Annotated in this window: 17 protein-coding genes; 11 read left to right on the forward strand and 6 right to left on the reverse strand. The window is 71.9% G+C overall.

The window, feature by feature from the left end; all coding sequences use genetic code 11:
• The first annotated feature begins 409 nt into the window (after window positions 1-409).
• From glmS to tsaE, 8 genes are all read left to right on the forward strand, one after another.
• Complete coding sequence (glmS, locus tag ISP_RS03770; RefSeq protein WP_014466588.1) at window positions 410-2,272, forward strand: glutamine--fructose-6-phosphate transaminase (isomerizing); 1,863 nt, start codon at window positions 410-412, stop codon at window positions 2,270-2,272.
• 26 nt (window positions 2,273-2,298) lie between these two features.
• Window positions 2,299-3,738, forward strand: a complete 1,440-nt coding sequence (locus ISP_RS03775; RefSeq protein ID WP_013222652.1) for a bifunctional ADP-dependent NAD(P)H-hydrate dehydratase/NAD(P)H-hydrate epimerase — start codon at window positions 2,299-2,301, stop codon at window positions 3,736-3,738.
• 215 nt (window positions 3,739-3,953) lie between these two features.
• Window positions 3,954-4,790, forward strand: coding sequence for a DeoR/GlpR family DNA-binding transcription regulator (locus ISP_RS03780; RefSeq protein ID WP_013222653.1), 837 nt, complete (start codon window positions 3,954-3,956; stop codon window positions 4,788-4,790).
• Window positions 4,780-6,225: a xylulokinase gene (gene xylB, locus ISP_RS03785; protein WP_013222654.1), complete on the forward strand. Its 1,446-nt coding sequence runs from the start codon at window positions 4,780-4,782 to the stop codon at window positions 6,223-6,225. Before ISP_RS03780 ends, xylB begins: the two co-directional genes overlap by 11 nt.
• A 3-nt stretch (window positions 6,226-6,228) precedes the next feature.
• Complete coding sequence (locus tag ISP_RS03790; RefSeq protein ID WP_013222655.1) at window positions 6,229-7,317, forward strand: ABC transporter ATP-binding protein; 1,089 nt, start codon at window positions 6,229-6,231, stop codon at window positions 7,315-7,317.
• 29 nt (window positions 7,318-7,346) lie between these two features.
• Window positions 7,347-8,462 carry an alanine racemase gene (gene alr / locus ISP_RS03795; RefSeq protein WP_013222656.1) on the forward strand — a complete coding sequence of 372 codons (1,116 nt, stop codon included), beginning with the start codon at window positions 7,347-7,349 and terminating at the stop codon, window positions 8,460-8,462.
• Window positions 8,459-9,556 (forward strand): alpha/beta fold hydrolase, encoded by a 1,098-nt coding sequence (locus ISP_RS03800; RefSeq protein ID WP_034285971.1) that lies wholly within the window; start codon window positions 8,459-8,461, stop codon window positions 9,554-9,556. The genes alr and ISP_RS03800 overlap by 4 nt, the downstream gene beginning before the upstream one ends.
• Window positions 9,553-10,014: a tRNA (adenosine(37)-N6)-threonylcarbamoyltransferase complex ATPase subunit type 1 TsaE gene (gene tsaE / locus ISP_RS03805; protein WP_014466589.1), complete on the forward strand. Its 462-nt coding sequence runs from the start codon at window positions 9,553-9,555 to the stop codon at window positions 10,012-10,014. Before ISP_RS03800 ends, tsaE begins: the two co-directional genes overlap by 4 nt.
• An 82-nt stretch (window positions 10,015-10,096) precedes the next feature.
• Here tsaE and ISP_RS03810 read toward each other — a convergent pair whose 3' ends face one another.
• The 3 genes from ISP_RS03810 to ISP_RS03820 all read right to left on the reverse strand — a co-directional run bounded on the left by ISP_RS03810 (window position 10,097) and on the right by ISP_RS03820 (window position 13,915).
• Complete coding sequence (locus ISP_RS03810) at window positions 10,097-11,059, reverse strand: serine hydrolase (protein ID WP_013222659.1); 963 nt, start codon at window positions 11,057-11,059, stop codon at window positions 10,097-10,099.
• A gap of 110 nt (window positions 11,060-11,169) precedes the next feature.
• Window positions 11,170-12,498: a carboxyl transferase domain-containing protein gene (locus ISP_RS03815; protein ID WP_013222660.1), complete on the reverse strand. Its 1,329-nt coding sequence runs from the start codon at window positions 12,496-12,498 to the stop codon at window positions 11,170-11,172.
• On the reverse strand, window positions 12,491-13,915 hold the full coding sequence (locus tag ISP_RS03820) for an acyl-CoA synthetase (RefSeq protein WP_013222661.1): 1,425 nt from the start codon (window positions 13,913-13,915) through the stop codon (window positions 12,491-12,493). The genes ISP_RS03815 and ISP_RS03820 overlap by 8 nt, the downstream gene beginning before the upstream one ends.
• Window positions 13,916-14,014: 99 nt before the next feature.
• Here ISP_RS03820 and tsaB point away from each other — a divergent pair, with 99 nt between their 5' ends.
• Genes tsaB through tsaD form a run of 3 tightly spaced genes read left to right on the forward strand, consistent with a single transcriptional unit; the run spans window position 14,015 to window position 16,202 of the window.
• Entirely contained in the window at window positions 14,015-14,680 is a 666-nt protein-coding gene (gene tsaB, locus ISP_RS03825; protein WP_013222662.1) for a tRNA (adenosine(37)-N6)-threonylcarbamoyltransferase complex dimerization subunit type 1 TsaB, read from the forward strand.
• Window positions 14,677-15,156 carry a ribosomal protein S18-alanine N-acetyltransferase gene (gene rimI, locus ISP_RS03830; RefSeq protein ID WP_013222663.1) on the forward strand — a complete coding sequence of 160 codons (480 nt, stop codon included), beginning with the start codon at window positions 14,677-14,679 and terminating at the stop codon, window positions 15,154-15,156. Before tsaB ends, rimI begins: the two co-directional genes overlap by 4 nt.
• Complete coding sequence (gene tsaD, locus ISP_RS03835; RefSeq protein WP_013222664.1) at window positions 15,156-16,202, forward strand: tRNA (adenosine(37)-N6)-threonylcarbamoyltransferase complex transferase subunit TsaD; 1,047 nt, start codon at window positions 15,156-15,158, stop codon at window positions 16,200-16,202. The genes rimI and tsaD overlap by 1 nt, the downstream gene beginning before the upstream one ends.
• Before the next feature lie 120 nt (window positions 16,203-16,322).
• Here the strand turns inward: tsaD and wecB are convergent, their stop codons facing one another.
• From wecB to ISP_RS03850, 3 genes are all read right to left on the reverse strand, one after another.
• Window positions 16,323-17,474: a non-hydrolyzing UDP-N-acetylglucosamine 2-epimerase gene (gene wecB, locus ISP_RS03840; RefSeq protein WP_013222665.1), complete on the reverse strand. Its 1,152-nt coding sequence runs from the start codon at window positions 17,472-17,474 to the stop codon at window positions 16,323-16,325.
• A gap of 139 nt (window positions 17,475-17,613) precedes the next feature.
• Window positions 17,614-17,793, reverse strand: a complete 180-nt coding sequence (locus ISP_RS03845; protein WP_013222666.1) for an LPXTG cell wall anchor domain-containing protein — start codon at window positions 17,791-17,793, stop codon at window positions 17,614-17,616.
• A gap of 11 nt (window positions 17,794-17,804) precedes the next feature.
• Complete coding sequence (locus ISP_RS03850) at window positions 17,805-18,572, reverse strand: choice-of-anchor P family protein (RefSeq protein ID WP_013222667.1); 768 nt, start codon at window positions 18,570-18,572, stop codon at window positions 17,805-17,807.
• Window positions 18,573-18,844 lie beyond the last annotated feature (272 nt).

The following is an 18,844-nucleotide window of genomic DNA, read 5'->3' on the forward strand; positions in this document are numbered from 1 at the left end:
GCGGCACTGCCCGCCCCCCCCCCCCCCCCCCCCCCCCAACCCCGCCCCGACCGCGCCCCCCGGCGGTGGGGGCGGGGACCCCCCCCGCTTGCCCCCCTTCCCCCGCCACCACCGTCCGTAGTCACAATCCAGCTTCGGGGTGGTGGGTCAGCGAGTGCCCGGCCGTCCACCCGCGGGGGCGCCCCCCGTTTTCCACTTTACCGGCAGCCGCCGACAGTTTCGGTCGCCCAAGCCGACTCCCCAGGTACGCGGGCCGGCCGTCCGGTGCGCGAGCGGAGCATTCGGGCACGCGAGCCGCCCGCCTGGGTGCACCGCAGTGGTTCGAACCACCGCGGCCGCGTCCCCGCAGGTCGGAGCCCGTTCACGGACCCGGTCAGCTCGCTGAATGTGCCTCGTTAGGCTGATGAGCGTGTGTGGAATCGTGGGATATGTCGGGCACCGCCCGGCTCTGGACGTCGTCCTCGGCGGGCTCCGGCGCATGGAGTACCGCGGTTACGACTCCGCCGGTGTCGCGGTCCTCGACGGCGCCGGTGCGCTGACCGTCGAGCGCAAGGCGGGCCGGCTGGCCAACCTGGAAGGCCGGCTCGACGAGGTCGGCCGCGAGCACTTCGGCGGCACCGCCGGCATGGGGCACACCCGCTGGGCCACCCACGGCGCGCCCGTCGACCGCAACTCGCACCCGCACCGCGACGCCTCGCAGCGCGTTGCCGTCGTGCACAACGGCATCATCGAAAACTTCGCCGCCCTCCGCACCGAGCTCGAAGCCGACGGCGTCGAGATGGCCAGCGACACCGACACCGAGACCGCCGCCCACCTGGTGGCCCGCGCGTACACCGAAGGCGACACCAAGGGCGACCTCACCGCCAGCGTCGCCGCCGTCTGCCGCCGCCTCGAAGGCGCGTTCACCCTGGTCGTGACGCACGCCGACCACCCGGACACGATCGTGGCCGCCCGCCGGTCTTCGCCGCTGGTCGTCGGGGTCGGCGAGGGGGAGCACTTCGTCGCCTCCGACGTCGCCGCCTTCATCGAGCACACCCGCGAGGCCGTCGAGCTCGGCCAGGACCAGCTCGTCGTCATCACCCGCGAGGGCTACGAAGTCCTGGACTTCCACGGCGACGCCGCCCAGGCCAAGCCGTTCACCGTCGACTGGGACCTCTCCGCCGCCGAGAAGGGCGGCCACGAGTACTTCATGCTCAAGGAGATCGAGGAGCAGCCCGAGGCGCTGGCCAACACGCTGCGCGGGCACTTCGAGTCCGGCCGGATCATCCTCGACGAGCAGCGCATCTCGGACCAGGACCTGCGTGACGTCGACAAGGTCTTCGTCGTCGCCTGCGGCTCGGCCTACCACTCCGGCCTGGTCGCCAAGTACGCCATCGAGCACTGGACGCGGCTGCCGGTCGAGGTCGAGCTGGCCTCGGAATTCCGCTACCGCGACCCGGTGCTGGACCGCGACACGCTGGTCGTCGCCGTGTCCCAGTCCGGCGAGACGGCGGACACGCTCGAAGCCGTCCGGCACGCGCGCGAGCAGAAGGCACGCGTCCTGGCCGTCTGCAACACCAACGGCGCGCAGATCCCGCGCGAGTCCGACGCTGTCCTCTACACGCACGCCGGGCCTGAGATCGGCGTTGCCTCGACCAAGGCGTTCCTCGCCCAGATCGCGGCCAACTACCTGGTCGGCCTGGCGCTGGCGCAGGCCCGCGGCACGAAGTACCCGGACGAGGTCGCGCGCGAGTACGCCGAGCTGGAGGCCATGCCCGCGGCCGTCCAGAAGGTACTGTCCACTGTGGAGCAGGTGCGCGATCTCGGCCGCCGGATCGCCGACTCGAAGGCGATCCTGTTCCTCGGCAGGCACGTCGGCTTCCCGGTCGCTCTGGAAGGCGCGCTGAAGCTCAAGGAGCTCGCGTACATGCACGCCGAAGGCTTCGCCGCCGGCGAGCTCAAGCACGGCCCGATCGCGCTGATCGAAGACGGCCTGCCGGTCGTCGTCGTGATGCCCTCGCCCAAGGGCCGCGCGGTGCTGCACTCGAAGCTCGTGTCGAACATCAGCGAGATCCAGGCGCGCGGCGCCCGCACCATCGTCATCGCCGAAGAGGGCGACGAGACGGTCCGGCCGTTCGCCGACGAGCTCATCGAGGTCCCGGCGGTGCCGACGCTGCTGCAGCCGCTGGTGTCCACCGTGCCGCTGCAGGTGCTGGCCGCGGAGATCGCCCGCGCCCGCGGGTACGACGTCGACAAGCCGCGTAACCTGGCGAAGTCCGTCACCGTGGAGTAACACCGCGTAAGAGGGAGGCCGTCGCCGTGCAGGGAATCTGGACCACGGAACGGATTCGCGAAGCGGAGGCTCGGGCGTTCGCCGTCACGCCCGAGGGCGAGCTGATGCGGCGGGCGTCGTTCGGCTTGTCGGTGCAGCTCGCGGACTTCCTCGACGACCACACCGGCGGCGTGTCCGGCCGCCGGGTCGTCCTGCTGGTCGGCTCGGGCGACAACGGCGGTGATGCCCTGTGGGCCGGGGCGTTCCTGCGCCGCCGCGGGGTGGCCGTCACGGCGATCCTGCTCAAGCCCGAGAAGGCGCACGCAAAGGGACTCGCAGCGCTGAAGCGCGCCGGCGGGCGGGTGGTGTCCGCCGCGGACGGTCCACAGTGGATCGCGAAGGCGGACGTCGTCGTCGACGGGATCGTCGGCATCTCCGGCCGCGGCCCGCTGCGGCCCGAAGCGGCCCGGCTCGTCGAGCTGGCCGAGGCCCCGATCGTCGCGGTCGACCTGCCCAGCGGCGTCGACCCGGACACCGGCGCGGTCGACGGCCCGGCGGTGCGGGCGGCCCGCACGGTGACGTTCGGCGCCCTCAAGCCGGTGCACGTGCTGGCGCCGGCCTGGTGCGGCGAGGTCGTGCTGGTCGACATCGGTCTCGAGCTGACCGACCCGTCGCTGCGGCGCCTCGACATCGTGGACGTCGCCGCGGCCTGGCCGGTGCCGGGCCCGGAGGACGACAAGTACAGCCAGGGCGTGGTGGGCGTCGCGGCGGGCTCGGCGACCTACCCCGGGGCGGCGGTGCTGGCCGCAGGCTCGGCGGTTCGCGCGACCTCGGGCCTGGTGCGCTACGCGGGCCACGCGGCGGACACCGTCCGCGCGCAGTGGCCGGAGGTCATTGCCACCGGCACGGTGGCCGACGCGGGCCGCGTCCAGGCGTGGGTGGTCGGGCCGGGCATCGGCACCGGCTCCGACGGGCGCGACGTGCTGCGGTACGTCCTGGGTCAGGGCGTCCCGGTCTGCGCCGACGCCGACGCGACGACGATCATCGCGAAGTCCCCGGAGGTCCTCGACGCGCGCGACCCGGACACGCCGCTGGTCCTGACCCCGCACGCGGGCGAGTACGAGCGCCTGATGGGCCGCGCGCCGGGAGCGGACCGGGTGACGGCGGCGCGCGAAGCGGCGAAGAAGTACGACGCGGTGGTGCTGTTGAAGGGGCATTGCACGGTGATCGCGGCCCCGGACGGCCGGGTCGCGGTGAACACCCCCCGCGGCGCCTGGCTGGCGACGGCGGGCTCGGGTGACGTCCTGTCCGGCCTGGTCGGCGCCCTCCTGGCGGCGGGCCTGGACCCCTGGCTGGCCGCGGCGGCCGCCGCCCACGTCCACTCGCTCGCGGGCGCGATCGCGGCCCAGAACGCCCCGACCTCGGCGTCGGGCCTGGTCCACGCGATCCCGGAGGCCATCCGGTCGATCCGCTCGCTAACGTCCTGACCTGACGACACGCGTACCTGTACGGACGACACGCGTACCTGTACGGACGACACGCTGCCCGGCCGGTCCGGCGGTCGTGTCGTCCGGCTGGGTACGCGTGTCGTCCGCTCGGGTACGCGTGTCGTCCGGTTGGAGACGACGGCCCGGCGACCGACGTGCGAAGAGATATCGAGTTCTCTGTTAACTTCGCGCGATAAATCTGGTAAGAAGTCCGTGTGAGCGGCGGCACAGCAGCATCCGGAGACCGGAAGACCCGGCCGTCCGATGCCGTCGTCGAGCAGCGGCGGCAGGACATCCTCGATCACGTCATCGAGGAGGGCGAGGCCCGGATCGACGACCTGACGTCGAAGTTCAAGGTCAGCCTGATGACCATGCACCGCGACCTCGACGACCTGGCCGAACGCCGGCTCCTGCGCAAGCTGCGCGGCAAGGTCGAGGCCTACCCGGCGCTCACCATCGAGAGCGCCGCCCGCTTCCGCGACACGCTCCACCACGGCGAAAAGGAAGCCCTCGGCCAGGCCGCCGCGAACCACGTGCAGCCCGGCCAGACCGTCTTCGTCGACGACTCCACCACCCTCCTCCCGCTGGTCAAGCGGCTCGCCGAGATCGACGCCCTCACCGTCGTCACCAACTCGCTGCACGCCGCCCGGCTGCTGGGGCCCCAGGTCGAGGTCGTCCTCGCCGGCGGCCGGTACAGCCACGAGTACGACTCCTGCGCCGGGCCAGAGGTGCTCAACCTGCTCGACAGCATCCGCGCCGACGTCTCGTTCGTGTCGGTCACCGCCGTCGCCGTCGGGCGCCTGTTCCACCCCGATCGCGACTACGCCGAACTCAAGAAGGCCGCGCTGAAGGTCGCGAACCACACCGTCCTCGTCGTCGACCACTCGAAGTTCGGCCGCACCGCCACCTACGCGCACGGCGACGTCGGCGACTACGACCTGCTGATCACGGGCCAGGCCACACCCACCGAGGAGATCGAGGCCGCGTTGAACGCGGGCACCGCGATCGAGATCGTCGAACACGTCGCAGAGGGGCAGCCCTATGACAGCTGAACTGGTCGCCGGCATCGACTCGTCCACCCAGTCGACCAAGGTCGTCGTGTGCGACGCCGCCACCGGCGAAATCGTCCGGACCGGCCGCGCGTCGCACCCCGACGGCACCGAGGTCGCTCCCGCCGCCTGGTGGGACGCCTTCAAGGAAGCCACGAACGGCCTGCTCGACGGCGTCACGGCCATCGGCGTCGGCGGGCAGCAGCACGGCATGGTCACGCTGGACGAAAACGACGACGTGGTCCGGCCGGCGCTGCTCTGGAACGACACCCGCTCCGCGCAGGCGGCCCTCGACCTCATCGAGGAGCTCGGCGGGCCGTCGGCCTGGGCGAAGTCCGTCGGCTCGGTGCCGGTCGCCAGCTTCACCGTCACGAAGCTGCGCTGGCTGGCCGAGAACGAGCCGGAGCTCGCCGACCGCGTGGCGCGCGTGCTGCTCCCGCACGACTGGCTGACCTGGAAGCTCACCGGCGGCGACCCGGTCACCGACCGCGGCGACGCCTCCGGCACCGGCTACTTCTCGCCGTCGGACAACGCCTACCGCCTCGACGTCCTCAGCCACGCTTTCGGCGGCCGGACGCCGGAGCTGCCGACCGTGCTCGGCCCGGCCGACGCCGCCGGCCACACCCCGGACGGCGTGCTCGTCTCGGCCGGCACCGGGGACAACATGGCCGCCGCGCTGGGGCTGGAACTCCAGCCCGGCGACGCCGTCGTCTCGCTCGGCACCAGCGGCACCGTGTTCGGCGTCGCCGAGACCGGCGCGGCCGACGTAAGCGGCGAGGTCGCCGGGTTCGCCGACGCCACCGGCCGTTTCCTCCCGCTCGCCTGCACCCTCAACGCCGCCCGCGTCCTCACCGCGACGGCCGCGATGCTCGGCGCGACGCTCAGCGAGTTCGACCGCCTCGCCCTGACCGCCGAGCCGGGGGCCGGCGGCTTGACCTTCCTGCCGTACCTGGACGGCGAGCGCACCCCGAACCTGCCCGGCGCCACCGGCTCGCTGTCCGGGCTGACCAGGGACAACATGACCCCGGCGAACCTCGCGCGCAGCGCCGTCGAAGGCATGCTCTGCGGCCTGGCCGCCGGTCTCGACGCGGTGCGCGCGCACGGCCTCGACGTCCAGCGCGTGCTGCTGATCGGCGGGGGCGCGCAGTCGCGGGCCGTCCGGGCGGTCGCGCCGCTGGTGTTCGGCGTGCCCGTGCAGCTGCCCGAAGTCGCCGAGTACGTCGCGCTCGGCGCGGCGCGGCAGGCGGCGTGGGCCCTGTCTTCGCAGGCGCAGGCCTCCAGTGCGGAACCCCCGTCCTGGCAGGAGAACCAGAAGCTCCGGCTCGAGCTGGACGAGCCGACCGAGGCGCAGCGCGCCGAGGGCCACCGGATCCAGCAGCGCCACCTCGAAGCCCGCGAAGCGGCTTACGGGGTCCGGCGGAATCTCGGAGAGGACTGACCGATGGCTTCCATCACCTACGACAAGGCGACCCGGCGCTACGCCGGCTCGGAGCGCCCCGCGGTCGACGCGCTGGACCTGGAGATCGCCGACGGCGAGTTCCTCGTGCTGGTCGGCCCGTCCGGCTGCGGCAAGTCGACCAGCCTGCGCATGCTGGCCGGCCTCGAGGACATCGACGACGGCGCCGTCTGGATCGGCGACCGCGACGTCACCCAGCTGCCGCCGCGCTCGCGCGACATCGCGATGGTGTTCCAGAACTACGCGCTGTACCCGCACATGACGGTCGCGCAGAACATGGGCTTCGCGCTGAAGATCGCCGGCCGCCCCGCGTCCGAGATCAAGCAGAAGGTCCTCGAGGCCGCGAAGCTGCTGGACATCGTGGACTACCTCGACCGCAAGCCGAAGGCGCTCTCCGGTGGTCAGCGCCAGCGCGTCGCGATGGGCCGCGCGATCGTCCGCGAGCCGCAGGTCTTCCTCATGGACGAGCCGCTGTCGAACCTCGACGCCAAGCTGCGTGTGTCGACGCGTACGCAGATCGCCGCACTCCAGCGCCGCCTCGGCGTCACGACGGTGTACGTCACGCACGACCAGGTCGAAGCTATGACGATGGGTGACCGCGTCGCTGTGCTGTCGGACGGCCTGCTGCAGCAGTGCGACACCCCGCGCGCCCTGTACGACCGGCCCGCAAACGCTTTCGTCGCGGGCTTCATCGGTTCCCCGGCGATGAACCTCGTCACCGCGAAGCTGACGGCGGACGGCGCCGAGGTCGGTGGCGCGCGGGTGCCGCTGACCCGCGAGACCATCGCCGCGGCCGACGGGGACACCGTGACCCTCGGCTTCCGGCCGGAGGCCCTCGAGGTCGCCACCGGTGACGGCACCCTGCCGATCAAGGTGGACCTGGTCGAGGAGCTCGGCTCGGACGCCTACGTCTACGGCAAGCTCGCCGAGACCGACGCGGCCGACAACAAGTCCAACGTCGTCGCCCGGGTCGACCCGCGCACGCCGCCGGCCATGGGCGACACCCTGCACCTGCGGATCCGCCCCGACGAGCTGCACGTGTTCTCGGCCACGTCCGGGTTGCGCCTGCCCTGACCTCGGGTCATGGGAAACTGGGAGGCGTCATGACTCCCAGTTTCCCGCGGGCCCGGGTCGACATCGACCTCGACGCGATCCGCCACAACCTCACCCTGCTGGGCGCCCGCGCGCCCGGCTCCGAGGTGATGGCGGTGGTCAAAGCCGACGCCTACGGCCACGGCGCGCTGCCGGTGGCGCGCGCCGCGGTCGAGGCCGGGGCCACCTGGCTGGGCACCTGCTCGCTCGGCGAGGCCCTCGCCCTGCGCGAAGCCGGGATCACGGCCCGCCTGTTCAGCTGGCTGGACACCCCGGACGTCGACTTCGCGCCGGGCGTCGAAAACGACATCGACCTCGCCGCCAGCTCGCTGGGTGAGCTTCGCCGCATCTCGGCCGCGGCGAAACCGGGTACTCCGGCTCGTGTGCACCTCAAAATCGACACCGGGCTCTCGCGCAACGGCTGCCCGCCCGCCGCGTGGGCCGAACTGGTCGAAGCGGCGGCCGCCGAACCGCGGGTCGAAGTCGTCGCGATCTGGTCCCACCTCGCCTGCGCCGACGAGCCGGAACACCCCTCGATCGACCTGCAGGCCAAGCGCTTCGCCGAGGCCTACGACACCGCCCGCGCCGCCGGGCTCGACCCGATGCGGCACCTGGCGAACTCCGCGGCCCTGCTCACCCGCCCGGACCTGCACTTCGACATCGTCCGGCCCGGCATCGCGATGTACGGGCTGAACCCGGTGCCACAGCCGGAAGACCTGCGCCCGGCCATGACGTTCCGGTCAGCCGTCGCACTGGTCAAGCGGATCGAGGCCGGGGAATCGGTGTCCTACGGGCACACCTGGACTGCTTCGCGGGAGACGAATCTGGCGCTCGTCCCGGCCGGGTACGCCGACGGCGTCCCGCGGTCGCTGTCCGGCCGCATGGACGTACTCCTCGGCGGGCAGCGGCGGCCGGTCGCCGGGCGCGTCTGCATGGACCAGCTGGTGGTCGACTGCGGTGACTACGAGCCTTCCGTCGGCGACGAGGTCGTCCTCTTCGGCGCCGGCGCGCACGGTGAGCCGACGGCCCGGGAATGGGCCGACAAGCTGGGCACCATCGACTACGAGATCGTGACCTCGATGTACCGGCCGCGGGTGCGGCGCCGGTATCTGGGGGAACGCCCGTGACACCTTCACGACGATTGCTGGCCATCGCCGGCGGGGTCGGGGCCCTGGCCACCGGTACCGCCGCCGCCATCGCGGTCGCCGCGCAGCAGCGGCGGCACAGTGAGGATCCGTACGTGGACGAGCCGTTGGGGGAGCTGAAGCCGGACCGCACTTCGACGGTCGCGGCCGAGGACGGCACGCCGCTTTCGGTCGAGGAGATCGACCCGGAAGACGGCGGTGAACCGGAACTGACCGTCGTGGGGGTCCACGGCTTCGCGCTTTCGCGGCGCTGCTGGCATTTCCAGCGTCGTGACCTCGCCTCGCTTCGGCTGCCTCGCGTGCGTCAGGTGTACTACGACCACCGCAGCCACGGCCTGTCCGGCGCGGCTTCGACCGAGACGTCGACCATCGAACAGCTGGCCCGGGACCTGGACTGCGTGCTGCGTTCCGTGGTGCCGGAGGGGCCCATCGTGCTGATGGGGCATTCGATGGGCGGCATGGTGATCATGGAGCTGGCCGCCGAGTTCCCTGAGCTGTTCGAAGAGCGGGTGGAAGGTGTTGCCTTCATCGCGACGGCGGCGGGCGAAGTCGGCGCACGCGGGTTGCCGCGTTCGCTGCTCTCGAAGTACAACCCGCTGACGCGCGCCGCCGGCGGGCTCGCCGGCTGGCAGCCGGGGCTGGTGGAGTTCGTCCGCGCGGCGGGCGGCCAGCTGACGCGCCAGGCCGTGCGCCGGCTGGCGTTCGGGAGCCGCGACGTCGCCCCGCGGCTCGTCGACTTCATGCTCGAGATGCTGGAAGTGACGCCGGTGCGCGGGCTCGTCAACTTCATCGACACGCTCGGCAGCCACAACCGCTACGCCGCGCTGGCCGGCCTGAAGCACGCGCAAGTGCTGGTCATCGGCGGCGATTCGGACCGGTTCACGCCGTTCGCGCACGCCGAGCGGATCGCGGCCGAGCTGCCCGACGCCGAGCTGGTGCGCGTCCGCGGCGCCGGGCACATGGTCCAGCTCGAGCAGCCCGAGCTGGTGAACAGCCATCTGATCGATCTCCTGCAACGCTGTTCCGGTGTGGACGGCGAATCCTCGTCCCGGCGAACCTGGTGGTGGCAGCGTTGAGTTTCGTGTTCCCGACCCCCGAAGACACGATGGAGTTCGGGCGGTCCCTCGGCCGTTCCCTGCGCGCGGGTGACCTGGTGCTGCTCGCGGGTCCGCTCGGCGCGGGCAAGACGACGCTGACCCGCGGCATCGCGGACGGCCTCGGTGTCGGCGGCCGGGTGAGTTCCCCGACGTTCGTGCTGGCCCGCGTCCACCCGGCGGGCTCGGCGGGTGTCCCCCTGGTGCACGTGGACGCGTACCGCCTGGGCGGCGACCTGTCCCAGCTGGACGACCTGGACCTGGACACGGACCTCGAGCGTTCGGCGATCGTGGTCGAGTGGGGTGAGGGGTCGGCGGAGCGGCTGTCGGAGGATTACCTGGTGGTCCGCCTGGACCGCCGCGAGGACGACGTCCGCGAGATCACCCTCGAACCGCACGGCACCTGGGCCGACCGCACTCCGGAGCTGGCACAGGCGTGACCTCCCGCAGTGAATGACTCATTCCTGGCGTCGGACGCAAGGAATGAGTCATTCACTGCGGTTGAGCCCTCCGCAGCTGCGCTCAGCCGCCGTTGTACTGCTGGTAGGCCGGTGCCCGGAAGGTCCTGGCGCCGGCGCCCGCGATCTTGTCGACCGCGCACAGGAACTTCGGCCCCATCTTCGCGCTGGCCTGCCGGACGGGGTGCGTGGCCCCGAAGTCCTCGGGGTTCGCCTGGCCGTGCGCGAACATCGAGTAGATCAACACCGGCTTGCCCGCGGCGTCGAACATGATTCCCGCCTCGTTGCGGCCGTCGTTCAGCCAGCCCGCCTTCGTGGCGATCCTCGACCGATCGACCGACGACATCTCCCGGCGGATACCGTCGGTGAACGCCACCTGCGACCGCAGGAGGGACAGCAGGTAATCCGTCGACGCCGGGCTCAGCAAGGTGCCCGCGACCAGCGCCTTCAGCAGGTCGTGGGTCTCGCGCGGAGTGGTTTGGCCGAGGAAGTAGCGGTTCGGGTTGGCCACCGGCGTGACCTGGGTCTTGGGGAAGCCCTTGGCCACCAGGATCTGGTTGATCTCGGCCGCCGGAACCACGAGCCCCACCAGCCGGACGCACGTGTCGTCCGAAACCGTGAGGAACAGCGACAGGACGTGGCCCAGCGTGAACGCGCTCGGGTACGCCTTGTCCAGGATGATGATGCCGTCGCCACCCGGCACGACGATGCTCGCCGGCACCTGGACCTGCTGGTCCAGGGTGAGCAGGCCACGGTCGATCTTGTCCATCAAGGTGACCGCGACGGCCACCTTGTTGACGCTGTACGCCTCGACGATCTCGTCGGGCGCCACGTCGACGGCCACCTGGTCGGCCACGCTGATGTAGGAGTTCCAGATGCCGCCTGCCTCAGCGGCCGCGGTGTCGTAGACGCGCTTCACCTTCTGCCTGGCCCGGTCCGGTGTGGCCGGGCTGGCCTCGATGTCTGCTTCCTGCGCGTACGCGGGAGAGCCGGCCAGAATGCTTCCGGCGGCGACGGCGGTCCCCAAACCGAACGCCGCTCGCCTGTTGAATTGATACCCCATCGCAAGATCCAACCACGGATGGACCCGCCGGCGGCACAATCCTCGTCGACTGCACCCTGCTCACCGGACGTCGATCATCGAGCCGGACTCACCACCGCCCGCGCGACGCCCAGGTCCACGAGGTCCTGCGGTCGCAGGTGCAGCCGGTTGGCGATGTCCGGCACCTCCTCGGCCGGACGCTTGAGGATCGCCGCCGCGGCTTCCGGGGACGTCACCGAGAAGTACGCGTCCGGGGCCACCCAGGTCGAACCCGCCGCGGCGAACGCCAGTGCACCGCCCGAGCCGCCTTCGCCGATCACCAGCGTCGTCACCGGGACCGAGGCCGTCGCCACCGCCTCGAACATCTCCGCGATCGCGCCGCCCGCGCCCGCCTGCTCCGCCGCCGCGTCGTTCGCCGCGCCCGGGGTGTCGACCAGCGTCAGCACCGGGATGCCCAGGCGGGAAGCCAGCCGCACCAGCCGGGCCGCCGTCCGGAACCCCGACGGCAACGTCGGCGTGCCGCACTGAGCCGCGTACGCGACCGTCCGCCCGTCGCGCCAGCCGAAGCCGCACGCGACACCGGGATCCGCGCCGCCGACGCGGTCGCCGCTGATGTCCTGCCGCCAGTCGAAGTAACTGTCGAGGTACTCCGCCGCCCGGGCCCGCGATGGTGACCGCGCGGCCTGAACCGCTTCCCAGCCCGTGGCAGGCACCGAAGCGGCTCGCAGCGCGGAAGGCGGCGGAGCCGCGGCCGACGAATGCGCGGTCAGCAGCCGCAGCCACCGTTCCAGCGCCGTGCCGAGTTCCTCCGGCGCCACGACGGCGTCGACCTGACCCCAGCCGAAATGCGCCTCCGCGGTGTACGCCTCGGGCGAGCCGGGCGGGCGCACCCGCGAGCCCGCGAACCCGACCTGGGCTTCCGGCAGCGCGAGGATGACGTCGGCGCCCGCGCCGAGCGTCGCCCAGCCGCCGCCGGTCGTCGGGTCGCGCAGCACCGAGAGCTGGGGGATGCCCACCGAACGCGTCAACGCCGACGCCCGCGCCACCCGCTGCAGCTGCATCAACGCGCGCATGCCCTGCTGCATGCGGCTGCCGCCGGTCGCGATCAGCGACACCACCGGCAGCCGCACGTCGCGGGCGTGCGCGAACGCCGCTTCGATCCGGTCGCCGGTGCGCTGCCCGAGCGATCCGCCGAGGAACCCGAACTCGAAGGCGATCAGCACGGCTTCGACGTCGCCGATCTTCGCCGTCCCGCAGAGGACCGATTCCTTCTCACCCGTGCGCTCTTCCGCGGCGGAACGCGCTTCCCGGTAGCCCGGCCAGCCGATCGGGCCGTCGGCGGGCTCCTCGCGCAGCGGGGTCGGGAACTCCGTGAAACCGCTTCCGATCGCGCCGAGGATCTCCCGCGCCGGCAGCCTAGGCACCGAGCGCCCGCTTCATGACCTTGCCCATGTCGTTGCGCGGCAACGCGTCCAGGTATCGGACGACCCGCGGGCGCTTGTGCGGTGCGAGCAGTTTCGCGACGTGGTCGGCGAGCTCGTCGGCGGCCGGTGGCTCGCCGGACGGCACGATCCAGGCGACGATGCGCTCGCCGAGGTCGTCGTCCGGCTCGCCGGTGACGGCCGCCTCGGCGACGCCGGGGTGCTCGAGCAGCGCGTTCTCGATCTCACCCGCGCCGATCTTGTAGCCGCCGCTCTTGATCAGGTCGGTCGCCTTGCGGCCGACGATCTTCACGTACCCGTCGGTGTCGCGGGTGGCCATGTCGCCGGTGCGGAACCAGCCGCCGTCGAACGCGGCCGCGGTCGCGTCCGGGCGGTTGAGGTACTCGGTGAACAGGTTCGGCCCGCGGACCTGGATCTCGCCGACCGTCTCGACGTCTTCGACCACTTCGCCGGCGTCGCCGACCAGCCGCAGTTCGACACCTCGCAGCGGGACGCCGACCGTGCCGGGCTTGTGCTCGCCGTCCGCGCGGACGCTGGTGTTCATCAGCGTCTCGGTCATGCCGTAGCGCTCGACGACCTGCTGGCCGGTCGCCGCGGTGATCAGCTGGTGGTCGCACACCGGCAGCGCCGCCGACCCGGAGACCAGCAGCCGGGCCCGCTTGAGCGCGTCGGCGAGCGCGGCGTCGGAGCCGACCTCGCCGGCGATCCGGTGGTACATCGTCGGGACGCCGAACAGCATCGTCGCGCCGGCCGCCAGCTCCCGCGCGACGCCTTCGGTCGAGAACCGGCCGAGGTGGCGCACCGAACCGCCGCGGCGCAGCGGGCCGAGGATGCCGAGGATCAGGCCGTGCACGTGGAACAGGGGAAGCGCGTGCACCAGGACGTCGTCGGCCGTCCAGCCCCAGGCGTCCTCCAGGGCGTCCAGTGTGGTCGCGAGCGCGCGGCGGGGGAGCACGACGCCCTTCGGCGGCCCGGTGGTGCCCGAGGTGTAGACGATCAGCGCCGGGCTTTCCGGGTCGGGCTCGTCCGCGACCAGCGCTTTCCCCCCGCTCAGGGAGATGTCCCGGTGCGGCAGGGCGGCGAGCCCGGCGGGCAGGTCGGCGCCGGGCTCGGCCAGGACGAGGGCGGGTTCGCTGTCGGCGAGGATGTGGGCGAGCTCGCGCTCGCCGATCTTCGGGTTGAGCGGCACCGCCGGCACCCCGGCGAGCAGCGCGGCGACGACCGCGACACTCGTGTGGACGGTCGGCGTCGCCCACACCGCCACCCGGCCGGGTGGCAGCTCGCGGGCGAGACCGCCGGCGACGGCGGCCAGCTCGTCGTAGGTCAGGACGTGGTCGCCGAAGCGCAAGGCTTCCTTCGCGGCACCGGCGACGAGCGTGGGAAACAAGGGGTCGGGCACCGCGGGGACCTCCCAGTGTCGGACTCCTTCCGCACGTTACCGTGCTGATCCGTCCCCTGCAGCAACCAGCCGAAGACGCTGGTCGTAGGCTGGGACACCGTGTTGGTACTGGCGATCGATACCTCGACCCCGGCGGTGACCGCGGGCGTCGTCGCGCTGGACGGCGGCTTGGTCGAGACGCGCGGTGAGCGCGTCACGGTCGACCCCCGCGCCCACGGAGAGCTGATCACGCCGCACGCGCTGGCCGCCGCCGAGGCCGCCGGGGTGACCTTCAAGGACCTCGACGCGATCGTCGCCGGCGTCGGCCCCGGGCCGTTCACCGGCCTGCGTGCCGGCCTGGCCACCGCCGCCGCGCTCGGCCACGCCCTCGGCATCCCGGTGTACCCGGTCTGCAGCCTCGACGCACTGGCCGCCGACGTCGCCCCGGGGGACAACGCTTTCCTCGTGCTCACCGACGCCCGTCGTCGCGAGGTCTACTGGGCGGCCTACGACGCCGCCGGGCGGCGCACCGACGGCCCGCACGTCCAGCGTCCCGCCGGCCTCGAGACCGACGTCAAGGTGGCGGCCGGGGACGGCGCCCTGCTGTACGCCGAAGTGCTCGACGTCCGGCCGGTCGAGCCGCGCTTCCCGTCGCCCGCCGGGCTGGTGAAGGTCGCTCGGAGCGCCTTGCTCACTTCGGAGCCGCCGGCCCCGCTGACGCCGTTGTACCTGCGCCGCCCCGACGCCGCCGAACCCGCGGCGCCGAAACGGGTGACCGCTTCGTGAGACTCGAGCCGCTGCGCCGCATGGACATCGCCCGGTGCGTGGAGATCGAGAAGATCCTGTTCCCCGGCGACGACCCGTGGAGCGCCCGCGCCTTCCACTCCGAACTGGACGCGGGCAACTTCTACCTCGCCGCCCGCCCGGACGAGGGCGATGAGCTGCTCGGCTACGCCGGGCTGGCCGTCGTCGGCCGCCGCCGCGGCGAGTACGAGGCGACCGTGCACACCATCGGCGTCGCGCCCGAGCACCAGGGCCAGGGCATCGGCAAGGCGCTGCTGCAGGCGCTGCTGACGCGGGCCGACGAGTTCGAGGCGCCGGTCTTCCTCGAGGTCCGCACGGACAACACCACCGCGCTCGCCCTGTACGAGCGCCACGGCTTCGAACGGCTCGGCATCCGGAAGCGCTACTACCAGCCCTCCGGCGCCGACGCGTACACGATGGTCCGCCCGGCGCGGACGCGAGACGGGGTGGCGGGCTGATGGCACGCATCATCATGGGTATCGAGAGCTCGTGCGACGAGACCGGCGTCGGGCTGGTCCGGCTGCACGACGACGGCACGGTCGAGCTGCTGGCCGACGAGGTCGCCTCCAGTGTCGAGCAGCACGCCCGGTTCGGCGGGGTGGTGCCTGAGGTTGCCAGTCGTGCGCATCTGGAGGCGATGGTCCCGACGACTCAGCGGGCCTTCGCCACGGCTGGTCTTTCGCTGTCCGATGTGGACGCTATTGCGGTGACGGCCGGCCCGGGGCTGGCCGGTGCGCTGCTCGTCGGTGTCTCCGCGGCCAAGGCGTATGCGACGGCGTTGGACGTGCCTTTGTACGGCGTCAACCACCTGGCCGGGCACATCGCTGTCGACACGCTGCAGCACGGGCCGTTGCCGGCGCCGTGCCTGGCGTTGCTGGTTTCCGGTGGGCACACGCAGCTGCTGCGCGTTGACGACATCGCGTCGTCGATCACCGAGCTGGGGTCCACTGTGGATGATGCGGCCGGTGAGGCGTACGACAAGGTTGCGCGCGTGCTCGGGCTGCCGTACCCGGGTGGTCCGCCGATCGACAACGCGGCCAAGAAGGGGAACCCGGCGGCGATTGCGTTCCCTCGGGGGATGACGGGGCCGCGGGATGCTGCGTTTGATTTTTCCTTCTCGGGGTTGAAGACTTCGGTTGCTCGTTGGGTCGAGGGCGCTGCGCGGCGTGGCGAGGAGATTCCGGTGGACGATGTTGCGGCGTCGTTCCAGGAGGCCGTTGCGGATGTGCTGACCGCGAAGGCGATTCGTGCCGCGAAGGAGCAGGGGATCGGCACGATGGTGATTTCCGGTGGTGTGGCCGCGAATTCTCGGTTGAAGGAACTCGCGGCCGAACGCTGTGCGGTTGCGGGTATTGAGCTGCGGGTTCCTCGGCCGCGGCTGTGTACTGATAATGGTGCGATGATTGCAGCCTTGGGTGCTCATGTGGTGGCTGCCAAGCGTCCGACTGCTCCGCTGGAGTTCAGTGCTAACCCGGCTTTGCCGGTGAATGTGGTGTCGTTGTAGATTTTCCGCCACCCCGAAGCCTGATCGTGACTACGGCCGGGTTTTGGCTTCGGATCGGGGTTGCGGGGGTGTGGGCGCCGTGTTGCGGTTGGTGAGGTTGCCGCGATTGCTGTGCGCGCGTCAGGATGCCGTTGCCGGGGTGGGGGTTGGGGCCCGTACGCCCAGCAGTTCCTCGATTGCTGCTACCGCCAGGATTGCCGCATTGCCTTCGCCGTAAGGGTTCCCGACCTGGGCCGGGCGCAGTTCGCCGCTCAGCAACCTTGCCGCCGTGTCCGCTATGCGCTCGGTGTCCGTGCCCGCCAGCCATGCGCAGCCGGCCGCCACGACCTCCATGCGCTCGGTCACGTCGCGCAGCACCACCACTGGGGTGCCGAACGTCGGGGCCTCCTCCTGGATGCCGCCCGAATCCGTCAGCACCAGCGATGCCAGGCGCAACGCGCGGACCAGGTCCGGGTACTCCAGCGGGTCCGTCACCGTCACCCGGGGGAGGCCGGCCAGTGCCGCCTCCACCTGGGCGCGGACCTGGGGGTTCGGGTGCGCCGGGAACAGTACCTGGACGTCCGGGTGCTCGGCCACGATCAGCTGTACCGCCGCCAGCGTCCGCTCCAGGGGCTCGCCCCAGGACTCTCGCCGGTGGGAGGTGACCAGCACCAGCCGCTCGCCGGCTTCGGCGAGTCCCATCTCCAGCAATGCCAGCGCCGTGTCGCGGGCCGGTAGGTCGCGGGCCGCGATGTCCAGGACCGCGTCGACCACCGTGTTGCCCGTGACCGCGATCTGCTGCCGCGCAACGCCTTCCGAGCGCAGGGCCGCCGCCGCGCCGAGCGTTGGGGCCAGGTGCAGCGCCGCGATGCGGGACACCATCTGCCGGGCGCCCTCCTCCGGGAACGGGGCCGCCAGGTCGCGGGTGCGCAGTCCTGCCTCCAGGTGGACCACCTGGATGCCCAGCCAGAACGCCGCCAGCGCGCCGGCGAGCGTCGTCGTCGTGTCGCCCTGGACCACCAGTGCCGCCGGGGTGTGGCGGCGCAGCACCTCGTCGAGTGCGGGCAACAGGCCCGCGACCAGCTCGGCCTGGCCGCCGGTCACCCGCGGTGGCACGTCGAGCCACACGTCCACGGCCAGCCCGAACGGCTCCAAGGCCTGCTCGACCATGCCCGGGTGCTGGCCGCTGTGCACGACGACCGGGCGCAGCACCGGGTGCGCGGCCAGCGCCAGTGCCAGCGGCGCGAGCTTGACGGCTTCCGGCCGCGTCCCGGCCAGCAACATCACGTCCACCCCGTGCCGCCCTTCTCCACATCGTCCAGTGTCCAGCAAATTTCCACCCCCGGCCCCGGGTGGGCGGGGCAGTGTCATTTCCATCAATGGGGGCCGCCGGCGTGCGAGGGGCACACGCCGGCGGCCCTTGGTCGCCGTCTCAGTCCCGCGCCTGGGAAAGACGGCGGTTGCGGCGGTGGACGGCGATCAGCGCGCCGGTCCCGAGCAGGACCAGGAGCACGCCGAGGGCCAGCCACCAGCCGATGTCGGCGCCGGTGGCCGCGAGGGTGCCGATCCCGCCCCCGGCCACGCCGACGCCCGCGCCCGGCATCTTGTACATCCGGACCTCGCTCAGGCCTGCGCGGAACGGCGGCGGAGGATGCGGGTGCCGACCGGCACGGCGACGGCGCCGAGCAGGCCGAGCCCGATCCACAGGCCCGCCCCCGAGGCCAGCGGCATCGGCGGCGCGGCCGGGCCGCAGGTCGCCGACGACACGATCACGTCACCCGAGCCGAGTGCCTTGAGCCCTTCGCCGAGCAGTCGCACGTGGACGGCGTTGACCGTGAGGCTGCCGTCTTTGTTCTTGACCTGCTCGTTCAGGATGATCGTCGCGACGTTGAGCCCGCCGAGGCCGACCTTGATCTGCGTGTTCGCGGCCGGGGTGGCGTCGACCGCGCCGACGCTGCCGAGGTTCGCGCCGACCAGCTTCGTGCTGCCTTCGACGCCCTTCTGCGTCGCGGTGCACACGGCCTCGACGAGCTTGATGCCGACGTTGCCGAGCGCCGTCTTCAGCAGCGGGAGTGCGACGTCGGCGGTGCTCGCCTTCGCCGTCACCGCACCGGAATTTTCGTCTTGCTTGGCTTCGGTGTTGATCGCGCCGGCGGTGAGGATGCCGGGGAGGTCGACCTTCGCCAGGCTGCTGCTCGTCGGGCCCGCGGTGTTCGCGGCCGCGAACGGACCCGCCTTCACCGCGTTCTGGCCGAGCAGCTTGACGTCGACCTTGACGCCGTACGCGGATCCGTCGCCGGGGGCTGCCGAAGCGGGGGCCGCGCCGGCGAGCACGACGCTCGCCACGACCGCGGCGAGCAGCCCGCCACGGCGCACGAGGGAGCTCTTCATCAAGTGGTCCTCCGAATTCGCTGGATTTATCGGGGGTGCGTGACGGCGGCGCGGATCGACCCGGCTTGCCATGAACTCGGCACGCGGATCGACTATCGCGAAGACCGGGCCGAATAGCACACAAAATTTTCCGAATCACCGGATCGGGTAAGGCTTGAGCCATTTCCCCTGGTCGGTTTCGATGTCACTCGATCGGCGTAACAAGTTCGCCTGAGGTCCAACCGATTGGGGCGGCGTTTCCATCCCTCCGAGTGGAAACGCGTGGCACACAT

The organism is Amycolatopsis mediterranei (assembly GCF_026017845.1).
Classification (GTDB): domain Bacteria; phylum Actinomycetota; class Actinomycetes; order Mycobacteriales; family Pseudonocardiaceae; genus Amycolatopsis; species Amycolatopsis mediterranei.

What these genes read in the sequence shown, in the direction of transcription:
- xylB (WP_013222654.1), top strand. Translation starts at nt 4,780, where the DNA reads ATGACAGCTGAACTGGTCGCCGGCATCGACTCGTCCACCCAGTCGACC.
- ISP_RS03790 (WP_013222655.1), top strand. Translation starts at nt 6,229, where the DNA reads ATGGCTTCCATCACCTACGACAAGGCGACCCGGCGCTACGCCGGCTCG.
- alr (WP_013222656.1), top strand. Translation starts at nt 7,347, where the DNA reads ATGACTCCCAGTTTCCCGCGGGCCCGGGTCGACATCGACCTCGACGCG.
- tsaD (WP_013222664.1), top strand. Translation starts at nt 15,156, where the DNA reads ATGGCACGCATCATCATGGGTATCGAGAGCTCGTGCGACGAGACCGGC.
- ISP_RS03845 (WP_013222666.1), bottom strand. Translation starts at nt 17,793, where the DNA reads ATGTACAAGATGCCGGGCGCGGGCGTCGGCGTGGCCGGGGGCGGGATC.
- ISP_RS03850 (WP_013222667.1), bottom strand. Translation starts at nt 18,572, where the DNA reads ATGAAGAGCTCCCTCGTGCGCCGTGGCGGGCTGCTCGCCGCGGTCGTG.